This is a genomic window from Bacillus sp. FSL L8-0199, from assembly GCF_038005705.1.
GTDB classification, from domain to species: Bacteria; Bacillota; Bacilli; order Bacillales; family Bacillaceae_G; genus Bacillus_A; species Bacillus_A cereus.
In genome coordinates, this window is sequence record NZ_JBBOTS010000001.1 from 3,043,181 (window position 1) to 3,057,088 (window position 13,908).

Sequence of the window (13,908 nt, forward strand, 5' to 3'; positions counted from 1 at the left end):
ACTTTCTCTTTTTAGAATTAAATCTAAGCACTCTCTTCTTTCCCTTCTTTCACATATTTCTTTTCATTTTCCGTTTTTTCTCCGTCTATGTCCTTACTATTTTGATTTATTTCATTATCCTTTTCATCTTTTTTCTTTTTGTTATTTTCGTTTTCTGTTAAATCTTTAATAGTAGAAATGACAACTGGTGTGGCTGTAAGCAGTTGTGGTAATGTTTGTTTTGCAACATTAGCTGCAGTTACAGAGAATTGTTTACTTGTCTCGGTTACCTTCTCTAATGTTTCCTTTATGTTTCCTTCTTGTAGTTTGTCTTTTACGCTTTTTCCTTTTGTTTGTATAGCTTTCCGATTTTCTTTTTTTAACAGAGATACCATGACTCCGGTCGTAATCCCAATCACAGCATATTTAAATATTGTATGTTTCATTTTTCTCACCCTTCTCTACTTTTATTTTCTTCCATGCTACAACCTAAAATAATTAACTTATCTATTTATTAGATATTGCAATCTATTAGAGAGAATGATAGTTTTGCGGCTGCCTATCACTCGCCGTTAGTGTTTCATCTGTTACTAGAAGTAAAATTCTCCCTTGATCTAGTTTTTCTTCATATAAGTTAGCTTCCTCCTTCGACAACCCCATTTCCTCCATTTGATTTCGGAGCTCGTCCCCTTTTTTGGAGAAAAAGTTGATAATACTTGTGCCCAATCCTTGTTCTTTTACTCCAATCGTATTTGTGTTTGTATCATCCGCAATCTTTTTTGTTATATGTTTTTCATGTGTTAAGACGTAAATGTCATCTTGGTGAATCCCTTTCAATTCTAGCTCTTTTATTTTCATAACTACTTCCTGTTCATTATCATATTCATGAACCACCGGTTTTCTTTCATTCTTATGCATCGTATTTTTCCTCCCTTAGATTTTTTATTTTCTTATTTAGTTGTTATGTAATATGTAATACACCTATTTTAAAGATGTTAAACCTAAATTTTCAAAAAACTTCACATAATAGGTTATTAATGTTTTTGAATATCAAGGAAATGTCACGAGCACTTTGCTTTGATAACAGTGTTACAAATAACGCTTTGTTTGGAAGACAAGTCCATTATTTTATAGAAAATTTCTATTTAAAAAGTTACAAAAGGAGTACAAGATATTTTTTTCGTTAATTAAATCAAAGGAAAATAAAAAAACACTCTTTTTAAAAGAGTGCTAAAAAACATATAACCTACTAATGTTTCTAGTTTGATTACAGAAAGAAAGTCTTTATTAAAACATATAGTTGCTAATTTAATTGTGATCTTCCTTGCACCCAAGCAGCAATATCATTTATAACATACTCAGGAATATTAGCAGGACTATAATATTCATCCGGTTTACTTATTTCTCCATCCCCTTCTGTAAAGAAATGATTTAACTTTGGATATAGCTGGTAATCAACGTTATCTCGTTCTTTTAATTGTTCTTTCCAAAGAGGAATTTCGATTTTTGATTGAACTTGATAGTCTCTTTCCCCTTGAATAATAAGAAGCGGTGTCTTTTGTTCTTTTGACATTTCTGCTGCTTTAATTTTCCGAATAGAATCCCAAAATACTGCTGATCCTAAGTAAAAATCTTTTGGAGGATTCTGACCAGAGAAATTTGGATCATTTAATAATTCAAATTGCGATTTGTAGAATTTATATTGCTCCTGGTTCATTGCTCCAATAGAAAAAAGATACTCAAATTGATCTAAAACAACGTCTTGAATCGTACGAGCTGGCCCACCCATTACAATTGCCCCAGCAATATTTTGATTTTGGTCTTTTTCAATCATTTTCGGAAGCATCATTCCACCTTGACTATGACCAAGAATATATATTTGATTCTTATTTATTAGAGGCTCATTTTTAAGAAATTGAGTTACAAGAAGAGCATCATCTGTTGTCTCTTTATCAACTGTATAGAAGGGACTGAATTGTGTTTTCAGCCCATGTTCATACGTTCGTTTATTATAGCGAAGGACAGCAATTCCCTTCGATGCAAGACCTTCAGCTAAATCGCGAAATGGTTTTAAAGCAAACGCTGTTTCATCCTGATCAGTTGCTCCTGATCCTTGAACAAGAATAACCGCTGGAAAAGGACCCTTTCCTTTTGGAACCGACAATGTTCCTGGTAATGGAAATGCACCACTTCCAACTACTACTTCTTTATCAACAAATGATTCAGGCTTACTATATGATGGACGCTCAGCAACAGGACTAAACGACATGCTTAGTTGAAAATCGTCTATTTTTCCAGATGGATCTAGTTTAATTAGTAAAGGTACAGTCATTTTTTCAAAAACTAATTGAATCTCCACATTTGTATGAACAGGATTTGTCTCTTTTTGTGTAACCTCTCCAATTTCTATAAAAGAACCTGCTTGTAATTGAACTGGCAGTCCCTCCCAATAGCTCTTCAACCATTCTTCGGATATTATTTTCTGTAATGACCTTGAGGTTAAATCAAATGCAGATTTATAATCTTCACTATTCATATGGCGAATAAATGAAAGAGTAGTAGATATAATAGGATTTTCATCATCACTATTGTCTATTTTTTTTATATTTGTGTTTACTTCCTTTAATTTTGAAATAAATTGGTGGTTAAATGGATTATTATATGTATTAGGATATAAATTTGTTTTCAAAATTTCCGTATTCCGTGCCTTATACAAACTTGAAGAACTCGTAAACTTTTCAGGTGAAATTACTTCCTCCGCATATGAGACTGAGGGAATTGCTATTGTAAAAATTGCACTGATAAGTAATAACTTATTACTTATTCTTCTTTTCTTACCCATACTTATTGATTCTCCCTTCAAAATTTAAAATTTCTAATACAATATGCCAACTATAAGGAAAATAAAAATTACCAAAGAGATTAATAATCTATTTTACGATCCCCCTCTCAAGTTAAAAATCTATCATTAACCAACTTCAATAAAAAACGCCTTCCCCCTCTTTTTTTATTGTTGGATTTTCCAATGACCTAGAAGCACAGCACGAAATTACATGTAACCTACCCATGAGATTCTCTGTTTCAAAAGAAAAAAGCACCCCACTAGATGCTTTCTTTAATTGTTCTCACTATCATTTATTTAGGTAATTCTCTTATTACTGTAAGATAAATTCATTCTATTTCCTAAATCTCACTTATTTCTTAATTCACTCATACCAATATAAAACCTAATAACCTACCATCAAAAAATAAAGAAAACAGGTTATTTTGCTATTCATTTCGTAAACTTAATGCTCAAATTAGTTTTTTCACAAAGTTAAACTTTATTAAGAAAAACTTAAAGAATTTCCCTCTATATTCATAAGAACTTTTTTCTATACTCAAAAATGTAAATAGACAAAAGGAGAAACGATCATGAAGAAATTTGTAATTTGCATACTAGGAATAGGCCTCCCTATATACTTACTACCTTTCATATTACGCGGAGATTTAGACAGATTTAATCCGATTGCTGAAGAAAAAAATGTATATGCCGTTGCGAAAGGATATGGTGTTCCAGATTATCATCATAAAGGAAGAGCTATGTACTCACTAAAAGGTGTTGATGAATTAAGCAATGAAAAAGAATATAAAGTTGGAACGAACACGCCTAATGATTTTAGAAGAAAAACTTACTTGAAAATTCATGTGAAAGGAAAGTATGTCTATTCTTACGACGTTATTTCTGAAAAGGACATTCCAGAGAAAATAAGGGGACAATTGGAGATAGCAAATAAATAAAAGAGCCAATTCGTACGAGTTGGCTCTTTATTATCGCTCCTATCTATCGTTTGGAGAATTCTTTCGGTAGATTTATTACATTCATTATCATTGTTTTAACAACCATTCTTCAATTACTTTCACTGTTTCATCTCGTTGTGCTTTTGGCGCAATTAAACTCGCATTATCACCTTTTTGCTCACCATACATGCCAAAATGAGCATGATTGCCCCCTTTTATCATGTGCATAGTTGTATTTTTCGACATTAACTTTTTATTGTTCTCTATTTTTTCTACAGTTGCTAAAGCATCTACTTCTCCATAAATTGATAACATCGGAATTGATTTCGTAGAAAAGTCATCTGCAGGATACGAACCTAAGAAAATGATCCCGTCTACCTTATCTTCATGTTGAAAGGCATACTTAGAAATCATAGCTCCTCCCATTGAATGCCCTGCAACATACCATTTTTGAACTTCCGGATACTTTTCAATTACACTATCTACCTCATTTATTCCAAGTATCGCTAAATTTAATGGTAACTTAGGCATTACTACAAATTGCCCATTTTTTGCAAGAGCTTCTCCTAAATAACTATAAGCCTCAGCTTCTACTTTAGCACCTTGATAAAAAATAACCCCTACTTTCGCATCTTTCGCTCCAAAAACGATATTATCTTCATCTTTTTTATCATCTACTAACGACAAAGCCTCTTTCGTCGGTTTATAAGTAAACTGAGACCAAGTCAAAAAAGTAATACTTCCTATAATTAAAATAGCTAGTAAAGAGTACAGCATAATTTTTATCCATTTCTTCACAAAGATGACCTCCCTAAGATGTATATATTCCATATTTCGGATTATCATTAACACACATAAAAACTCGAGCATTTTTATTATGCTCAAGTTTTTAGTTCCGTCTTTAATTTATACTATAAATTGTCCAAGATAAATATGTAGCAAATGCAGACCATAAAAAATACGGAATTAGCAACCATGTCGATACTTTAGATAATTTGGAAGAAACTGCTATGAGAAGTAACGTAGTAATAGCGACAAGTAAACAATCTACTGTTGCTAAAAACAAATTTTTTTGACTGAATTGAAAATAGCTGAAAGCTTGATTGCACATATAATTTAAAAGGAATATAAACCAAAATGTTTTTGGCTTAAATCCATATTTGTTATAAATAATTGCAACTGATAATGCAATGAGTCCATATAATACAGCCCAAACTATGCCGATTGTCATACCAGGAGGTGTCCAAGACGGCTTTTCTAACGCATCATACCAAGCACGATCAATAGGAAATAAAATACTAGAAACATAAAACAAGCCATATGTTAGTAAAAATACTATAATACTAGATTTTTTCATAAACATTCTCCTTTTTTAATAGAAAGTTTTAGAAACTCTATTTGATTCGTGTGCTCTTTCAATGAATAAAATTTTAATGTGTAAATGGACATTCCTATACTTTACATTATAATCTTTACATATGAAATTCATATTGATTCATTTATTTTATACAAGTTCTTTCATACTTTTATATGCACAAAGCGCTCTCTCTCGTGCTGCCTTATGTTCAACAACTGGCAAAGGATATGTATGACCAAGCTTAATATTGGCCTTTTGTAAAATATGCTCAGGTGCTTCCCAAGGTTTATGTATATACTTATTCGGTATATCTCTTAATTCTGGTACCCATTTTCTTATATACTCTCCATTTTTATCAAACTTTTCTCCTTGTGTGATAGGATTAAAAATACGAAAGTACGGTGATGCATCTGCTCCACTTCCAGCAACCCATTGCCATCCCATTGTATTATTTGCAATATCAGCATCTAGTAGTGTATCCATAAACCATTTTGCACCTTCTTGCCACGGAATTAACAAATGCTTTACAAGAAAAGAGGCTACAGCCATTCTTGCCCGATTATGCATAAAACCAGTTTGCCATAGTTCTCGCATTCCCGCATCAATAAACGGATAACCAGTTTCACCCTTCTGCCATACTCTTAATAACTCCTCTTCCTTATTCCATGGAAAATGTTCAAAGTTTTTATTAAGAGGTTTATATACTGTAAACGGATAGTGATATAGCAAATAATAAGAAAACTCTCTCCAAATTAATTGGCGTATAAAACTAATCACTTGTTTTTCAAAAAAACTACATTGTCTTTCGGTACTTTTATTTATTAAGTAGTGATACATTAACTTCACTGATATTTGGCCAAATGAAAGATATGGTGCCAACATCGAATGAGCATTTTGATTTGGAAAATCTCTTCCTTCACTATAAGAGGCTAATTTACTAGAGAAAAATTTCTTAAATGTTTTGTATGCCCCTTCCTCTGTAGGCTCCCATATTGCTTCCATATGAGATGTCCACGGTATAGTCGGCAACAAGTGTAATTCTGAAACAGATAAGCTTGCTGGTAAAGAGCTTCCCCACTTTATACTCTGTACTCTGCTAATAGGTTTAGGTATTACCTGCTTTTGAAATGCATTGTAAAAAGGCGTAAACACCTTATATTCAGTGTTATCCTTCTTTTTTATAATCCACGGTTCTAATAATAAATGCGAATTAAATTCCTTACAAATAATACCTTTATCTTCTAACATCATTTTCATTTTTTGATTAGATTTTAACCTGTCTGGATCATAACAACTATTCCAATATACAGCTGTTATATCTAATTGTTTTATAAGAGAAAGTATTTCTTCTTGTGTATTTCCTTTGCGGATTATTAAAGTAGAGCCCAATGCCTCAAGTTGCTTTTGGACATCTATTATAGCATGGTGTAACCACCACTTTGCTGCACTTCCTATTGAAAAAGTTTCATCTTGTACATATACCGGAAGAACCTCCCCGGACTGAACAGCCTCAAATAGAGCTGGGTTATCATATAAACGAAAATCTTTTTGAAACATAACGATAATTTTATTTTGCATGGCTACCTCTTCTGATTCTTAAAACATAATAAAATTTATTATACAACAACAATTTATACATAAGAATTTATTTGTCTTTCATAGATTAATTAACTTTTTCAACTATTTTATTAGTAGCAATTTTAACAACCGTTTCTTTTTCACCTGTTCTATCAATCATGAAACCATGAACTTTAATATCAGAAGGTACTAACGGATGATGACGAATCATATCTATACTCTTTTCAATATTTTCACTAACATTTTTTTGTCCACTCAGCCATTGATTAAGGCTACCACTTGAAAATTCAGGCATGCAATTTTTAAAGAGATAGTCTATTTCTCTGTTATTTTTTATGGAATCACGTTGAATTTGTAGATTAACTACATCAGTTTCTTTATCCTCTATTCCGACAACAAAAATTTCTTCCACATTTTCTTCATAAATAGCAATAATAACAGATCTCATTATATCTCCATAAGGATGTACAATTACAGAATCATAGCTGTGTATAGTCAACATGTTTTCTTGTTGAATGTTTGTTACTTGCTGGATAATAGGCTCTATTCCGTGTTCAATGTCTGTTAATAATAAAACTTTTTTATTCTTTGAATTCATATGGAGCACTCCTTCTTCATTATTGTATTTATGAAACTTTTAAGCTAGTAACAATAATAATTGTTACCAGTTTTTCCAGCGTCCCTCTGGATCAACACTTGCAAGTCTAACCCATCCATTTTGAACTTTTTCTCGAAATGTGAAATCATTATTTAACAAACGTTCTATATATTCAATAGGTGCTTGAATGACAATTAGTAAACGAAGTGGTGAATGATACGTCTCACTATCTGACTGCATAACGGATTGCCAAGGTAAGCCTGGCAACAGGTCACTAGCATTCCCTTGCATAACACCGAGACCTGCCGTTACGGTTTGGGTTATTTTATTTCCACTACCATAATAATGAGGAGCTACAGTTGATGCGTAATATTGTAGATTTATCCACTGCGCAACTGTTCCTGGTCCTGCAATAATATTAGCTAATATATCTCCACTTTCATCCTGTTTCCAATCATAATTATGAAGGAAAGCCCTACCTTCTAAGTCACAATCTTGAGTTAATTCACGCTGTCCGATAATAAAAGATGCATTACGCGCTAATCCCCATTCTGGACGTATTTCACTCCAATCTTCTGCAAATCGATGTGCCTCTTTACTCGCATTTTTTATTTTCGTTTTTAAATTTGGTAATTGCGTTAAACGCTCTCTATTTGCATGCTGGCTCACATTTGGCATAATCGACTTGATACAATCAAATGCTTCTTGCGCATTTTCCGAAAGTTCTGGGACGTAAATCCATTCCAATTCGTCCACTGTTGTTTTATGTTCAGCTGCTGCAAAAATGGTATCCTCAGGAATTTCAATACCTTCAGCAAACAAGGCTTCTCTCACTTCTGGAAGATTACATAAAGTAGCAAAAACTCTTGCATTGAATCCCCCTGCTGCTCCGCCACAAGCACCACACTCAAGTGCTGCAGCATAAGGATTGTTCGTACTTTGACTACTGTGTCCACACATTACAACTAAAGGAGCAAATTTTTCTGTCAGTCCCACCATTTTTAAAGCTTGACGCACATAGTTCACTTTTTCTTCTTTCGTAAAACCGATAGGTATCTCACCTTTTGTTTCATGAACATGATTAAGCGAGAATGTTGTATCAGGTTTTTGTAACATAGTTTTACGAAGGTTACGAATGAAACCACCAACTCCTCTTGGGACAAAGCTTCTTGTCACCATCTGTAGACCAAGTAAAGGACCACTTAACTCAGGTAGCGCCATACTTGTCAGTACGTTCTGTTTCATCGTTTTAAATGTATAACGCACCGAACTATCTATCCTCTTACGTTGCTCATAAGATTTAAGTTCATTTTCATTTGTGAGCTCTTTTATTTGATGTTTCGGTTTTAATATAACTGGCAAAGAAGGATGGTTGTTATTACTACCTAGTTCACTAGTTGCAATTGGTAATCCAAAGAAACCAGCTATTCCAAATGTTTCAAACGGACCTAATTTTTCAAGGTGGCGACGAAACGGTTCTGAACGTACATCAATACAAAATGCTAATTGAGCTAATACACGCTTTTTATCATTAGTTGCACGTTGTTTAAAAGCAATCTTCTCCCTTAATTGCTCTGTATGCGTCTGTTCCCAAGCTTCGAGCCAAAGTTTCTTGCGAATATTTTCATCAAAACGATAAGCAAATGTTAATAATTCGCTTTGTCCAGCTGCAGGCATTCGTAGCCATTCCCGTGTTGAAATATTCCCCCAATAGATCCAAGAAGCTATAAGTGGGACGATCGAAACTTTTTTCTCAACCTTTTGATTTTTTAAAGGTAAATAAGGTTTTGCAATAGCCAACTCCATAGAAATTCGAACTGCTAAATATTCTATTAAGAGCCCCTGTTCCTGAATTGATTGTTGTGAGCGCCATCGTATCATTCCTGCCCACCCAGGTAAAGAAAGTAAGTGCCCTTCAAGATAAGCTTGCATGTTAGATTCAGAAATTCCTAGTTCAGATAACGCTCTTGTTAAAGCTACCTCGGCATCTTCTGGCCAATCTTTTAAAATGCTACGCTCATTTTTACTGAGCGCTGGATCAAATTTAATAAGGTGATGCCATGCACGATACAAACCTTTCTCTCGATTTGGCATCGTCCAACTTGACCCGGAATCATCCAAATATAATTTACACCATTTAATGATGTGATAATTAAGAATATCAGATAGGTTGTCACCCTTTTGATTCTCTATAAGCGAACTTATTGGTTGCATAACAGAGGCTTTCATACTCCCTGTATTTATATAACTCATTTCGTCTGCCAGTTTATTTAATTCTGGCGATGATAATAGACTAGAAGGTAATTTCTCTAATTTTAAAGCTGCTTGGCAAAACTGCTCCGCTTTCTTTCGCGGGATATGAAAAGATTGTGAATCAAGCCAACGAGACAAGCAACTTTGTAAAAATGATTCCTCAATCTCACCTTTCGCCTTTGCCGAATGAATCATAGAAGCACTAGGATATATATCCACATTACGAATTTCTTTTAACCAATCTGCAACTTGTTCAAATGATTGTTTTTCAAGTCCCATCCAAGGGTGATGAGCTGCAAATGTAGCAATCGGCCAAAGTGGTGCAATCACTCGGCTAGCAGATGCAACTAAATCATTTATATTATTTTTTTGTATATCAATGTTTGTATCTTTCTTTAATATTGACGGTATGCTCATCACGAATTACCTCCCTTTGATACATAATGTTTCAGATAGCTTGGATGACTTTCTACTGACTTTTGTCTCGCCTCACCTACTCGAACGAACCAAAGATACATTACAGCAAATATTGTAGAGGATTGATTACGAGTAACGAGAGTACTAATAACACTACCAAATAATAAGAGACATACAACAAAAATAACGACTGGAGCTGAAGGTTGAACATTTTGATACATGTCAGTATGCAACCATTTATAAAGAGAGTTATGAACGGTAAAGTAAATGACAGAAAATCCAGCTAAAATAAATACGCCAACAATTCGTCCCATTCTTCCCTCTCCAAAAACAACAAGCTGTTTCCATGAAACGTATAATGACCAACCTAAGATGAACGCACTAACGAATTGATACCCTTCTCCAGAAGTCGTAAGCCAAAAAGCAATCGCTATAAATAATCCGAAAACACGTCCAACCATAGTCCATAAATTAGACATCTTTTCATTAGACTGCTTCACTGCCCCAAAACGTTGTACGGAAGAACCAGCTTGTAAAAACAGCGTAGCTTTAAACAAACCATGTAAAATTAAATGAATAACAGCCGCTAAATAGGCGCCTAATGCACATTGAATAAGCATAAATCCCATTTGTGCAATAGTTGAACCTACTAGCTGACGTTTATAATCAACTTGGACTAAACTAATTCCTGTACCTATTAAGACAGAAATACTAGAGAAAATTAGTAAAATTATTTGTGCCATATCATCATGAAAAAGAGATGAAAATCTAGTTAACATGATACCGCCAGCATTTACTAAACCCGCATGCATAATAGCAGAAACAGGAGTTGGAGCAACAGCAGACTCAATTAACCATCTTTGAAAAGGCCATTGTGCTGCTGGAATCATCACCGCTAATATAATTAATAAGTTAATTCCTGTTCTCCCCAATGTTCCATGTAGCGCTACATTTTCATTCGTTAAAACTGATGTTAACTGCCACTGTCCAGTTACTTGAAACAGCCAAATGATAGCTGATAGTAAGGCAATCCAACTTATTGTAAATAAATAGCCAGAGATTTTAGTTGCTTCACTAACTACTTTCCAACCTTTATTTAGCCCTATGAGTAGAACCAATCCTATAAGCGTTGCTCCCCAACAAATGAGCATTAAGCGAAGATCGTCACTTAACCATGCAACCGAAGATACACCTGTAGTAAATGTAAAAAGTGCAAAGTATTTTCGATATGAGTGATCCCCCATTAAGTAACGTACAGAAAAGCGCTGAATAATTAAGCCAATTGTAAGAACAAAGAAAGCCATTAACCAAGCTAAAGTATCTAGATGCCAAGGCCCCACAACTCTATCTCCATTGTTATTTACAAGTGCGAGTAAAGAAACCAATGAAGGTAAAGCAGCAATACCAATATGGATATGAACAAAACGTAAAGGCATCCTTGCATGTAAAAACAATAATCCACTTAGCCAAGAAGCACTAAGCGCCATAAAAAATAATGTTAACAGTGTTGATGAACTCAGCGAAATTAACATGTTAAATACTCCCTTCTAAGCGAAAATAACCTATAAAAATTCCTTTTAATTAAGATGGTTTTTTGAATTTCAATTTTCATTCACTCTTTTTATTGCATCGTTTTTTCCCATAAAAAAAACCGACAACTTCCATAATTCAATGATTTTATATCATCATTGAATTATGGAGATTGTCGGTTTCCCTTCAACTAACTTCAATAAAGTTTTTTGAAGAGCTCCCATTTTATAGAGGATAATAATGTATGTATTACTCCTGTTAAAAAGAAATGTATATTTCTGATCTCCTAGATTATGCAATCAATATATCAATTTATGTTATACGCTATCTTTTAATTAAGAAACTTTTTCATTTAGTCAATATTACATATTAAAAAAATGCTAAAGCCTTAATTATAGCAAGCTGTTAAAATGAGCATCTATCAATTTTTTAAAACAATTATAAGATAAACCATATTAAGCAGTTTGTCAATTTCTTTATCCGTTTTTTAAGAGTTATTAGAATTAAGATTTATTATACCTAAATAACTTCAAGTTTTTAATTATTAGCCTGTTAATAAAGTGCAAAACTTGTAGGTTTCTTAATCCTTCCACTAACCTTAAGGTATTTTTAAAATTTCTCCTCAAGATTATGAAGCAATTTAAAAATCATTACTCGTTCGCCTGTACGGGAGCTTATATCCGTATGAAAGCTTTTCACTTTCTCTCCAGTTAATTCTAGTATAATATCTTTCAGATCATCAATTCCAGATTCAACTAGCTCCGAACGATTCTTCTTTATCGTTAGCATCCCGTCTTTTGTTTCGCAAACACTATATTCAGCCGGCGTTAAAACACCTTGTAAATTTACGATAATCATATCCCGTAATATATCTGTCTTAACGGATATAGACCCGCGTCCTAGGTAGTCCTTTTCCCAGTGAGTAATTGCTTTGCTTATCTCTGATTCAATAGAGCCTTTTGAGCTTTTCATCTATGTATCCTCCTTCAATAAAATAAATTTACAATAACAATATAATAATCCGGATTGATTTTATTTTCAATTATTGAGAAGAATTTATTGGGATTGTTGTATGGTATCCTTTCATATCATAGCGATTTTTTATATTACAATATAGATTTTTTTGATCATTCCCAACAAGATACTCTTACTATAAAGGCTCTGTTGCATAGATTTCTAAAAAGGACATTCCGGAGAAAATAAGGAAACTCTTGTGACATAATACATAAACGAAAGAGTCGATTTCTTTATAAAATAGGAAATCGACTTTTGCTTAATTATTGATTTAGTAATAAAAACACCTTTTAAAATAACTATGTTTATACTATAGACGTTGATCTTTTTGGAAATTTAGTCGAAAATGATCTGCATCATTGTAAACACCAAATTCATATCCATTTTCCTTATAGAATTTAATGATTTCCGGAAGTGCTTGTAATGTTTGCGCCTTTTCATGCATTAAAACAACTTCTACTTCTTCTGTTGTTTGTTTCTTTACATTTTCGATAATCTGAGTTGGATTATCTTTTAATTTCCAATCATTTGAGTCTATTGTCCAATCCCAAACTTTTATTGCTGCTTCTACAATTTGATTACGAATTTCCTCACCCTTTAATCCTGGTGCAGATCCATATGGTGGACGGACTAGTTTAGGAGTTGTACCCGTAATATTATGGATAAGAGCTAACGTTTCTTTCATTTCCGGTACAAATTGTCCCTTTTTGTATAGTTTATCACTATTATGTGTCATACTATGTGCACCAATATAATGTCCTTCTTTTACCGCTCGTTTTACGTTTTCCTGAAAACCTGTATTTTGTAAATTACTACCTTGCATAAAAAATGTCGAAGCAACATTTTGCTCTTTTAGTACATCTAAAAATTTTCCAGTTAATTCGCTAGGACCGTCATCGAATGTTAAATACACAACCTTTCCTACCGGTTTTCCATCAGGTCTTTTCTGTTTTTCCGGTGGTGTTTCTTTTTTCTTTTCTTGTTGTTGCGTATTAACTTGTTTAATACTTTCATTAGCTACTCCCTTCGCTGGGGTAGAGTTCCATTTCCCAATTAAAAAGAATGTGAAAAAGGTCGTTGCTAAAACAACTCCTAAAGATATGATTGCCTTCGTTACTACACTTGTTTTTTTCTTACTTTTCGATTCTTTCATGATTTTCCGATCCTTTCCCTATTAATTTTCATTATTTATAAGGCTGAGCCTTTATTCGACTGAATCATTCGTTTCAACCGGTGTTTACAATAAATAGATTAATAGAGAGAGGTAAAGATAAAATGCAGATAGTGTCGAAATCAGTTAAAGAATAAGGTTAAGTTAATTCTTAAATTTGAAAACTGGATATACACCCAAAATAAAAAATACTATTCTTTCTAATTAAGATTTAGAAAGAATAGTATTTTT

At 33.2% G+C, this 13,908-nt stretch carries 12 protein-coding genes and 1 pseudogene; 2 read left to right on the forward strand and 11 right to left on the reverse strand.

Going from position 1 to position 13,908, the window contains the following annotated elements:
* Positions 1–23 precede the first annotated feature (23 nt).
* Both NST86_RS15775 and NST86_RS15780 read right to left on the reverse strand, forming a co-directional pair.
* Positions 24–425: a hypothetical protein gene (locus NST86_RS15775; RefSeq protein WP_000683227.1), complete on the reverse strand. Its 402-nt coding sequence runs from the start codon at positions 423–425 to the stop codon at positions 24–26.
* Positions 426–510: 85 nt separating this feature from the next.
* Positions 511–897 (reverse strand): general stress protein, encoded by a 387-nt coding sequence (locus tag NST86_RS15780; RefSeq protein ID WP_016118216.1) that lies wholly within the window; start codon positions 895–897, stop codon positions 511–513.
* Positions 898–1,016: 119 nt separating this feature from the next.
* Between NST86_RS15780 and NST86_RS15785 the strand changes: the two are divergent.
* Positions 1,017–1,170: pseudogene (locus tag NST86_RS15785) on the forward strand (acyl dehydratase).
* Between the two features lie 112 nt (positions 1,171–1,282).
* Here NST86_RS15785 and NST86_RS15790 read toward each other — a convergent pair.
* Complete coding sequence (locus NST86_RS15790) at positions 1,283–2,821, reverse strand: alpha/beta hydrolase (protein WP_063264080.1); 1,539 nt, start codon at positions 2,819–2,821, stop codon at positions 1,283–1,285.
* A gap of 572 nt (positions 2,822–3,393) precedes the next feature.
* Here NST86_RS15790 and NST86_RS15795 point away from each other — a divergent pair.
* Entirely contained in the window at positions 3,394–3,759 is a 366-nt protein-coding gene (locus NST86_RS15795) for a YxeA family protein (RefSeq protein ID WP_000714888.1), read from the forward strand.
* Between the two features lie 87 nt (positions 3,760–3,846).
* Here the strand turns inward: NST86_RS15795 and NST86_RS15800 are convergent, their stop codons facing one another.
* From NST86_RS15800 to NST86_RS15835, 8 genes are all read right to left on the reverse strand, one after another.
* Complete coding sequence (locus NST86_RS15800; RefSeq protein WP_000758815.1) at positions 3,847–4,557, reverse strand: alpha/beta hydrolase; 711 nt, start codon at positions 4,555–4,557, stop codon at positions 3,847–3,849.
* A 103-nt stretch (positions 4,558–4,660) separates the two neighbouring features.
* Complete coding sequence (locus NST86_RS15805; protein ID WP_000749728.1) at positions 4,661–5,116, reverse strand: TspO/MBR family protein; 456 nt, start codon at positions 5,114–5,116, stop codon at positions 4,661–4,663.
* A gap of 147 nt (positions 5,117–5,263) precedes the next feature.
* The gene (locus NST86_RS15810) at positions 5,264–6,694 is read right to left on the reverse strand and encodes a cryptochrome/photolyase family protein (RefSeq protein ID WP_001179978.1); all 1,431 of its coding nucleotides are present in this window, start codon (positions 6,692–6,694) and stop codon (positions 5,264–5,266) included.
* 85 nt (positions 6,695–6,779) lie between these two features.
* Positions 6,780–7,292 (reverse strand): carbonic anhydrase, encoded by a 513-nt coding sequence (locus NST86_RS15815; protein ID WP_086423419.1) that lies wholly within the window; start codon positions 7,290–7,292, stop codon positions 6,780–6,782.
* A gap of 63 nt (positions 7,293–7,355) precedes the next feature.
* The gene (locus NST86_RS15820) at positions 7,356–9,962 is read right to left on the reverse strand and encodes a DUF2309 domain-containing protein (protein WP_267377745.1); all 2,607 of its coding nucleotides are present in this window, start codon (positions 9,960–9,962) and stop codon (positions 7,356–7,358) included.
* Positions 9,962–11,494 carry an NADH dehydrogenase subunit 5 gene (locus NST86_RS15825; protein ID WP_086423417.1) on the reverse strand — a complete coding sequence of 511 codons (1,533 nt, stop codon included), beginning with the start codon at positions 11,492–11,494 and terminating at the stop codon, positions 9,962–9,964. The genes NST86_RS15820 and NST86_RS15825 overlap by 1 nt, the downstream gene beginning before the upstream one ends.
* A gap of 607 nt (positions 11,495–12,101) precedes the next feature.
* The gene (locus NST86_RS15830) at positions 12,102–12,464 is read right to left on the reverse strand and encodes a DUF2294 domain-containing protein (protein ID WP_000842546.1); all 363 of its coding nucleotides are present in this window, start codon (positions 12,462–12,464) and stop codon (positions 12,102–12,104) included.
* Between the two features lie 352 nt (positions 12,465–12,816).
* Positions 12,817–13,659 (reverse strand): polysaccharide deacetylase family protein, encoded by an 843-nt coding sequence (locus NST86_RS15835; protein WP_061663740.1) that lies wholly within the window; start codon positions 13,657–13,659, stop codon positions 12,817–12,819.
* Positions 13,660–13,908 lie beyond the last annotated feature (249 nt).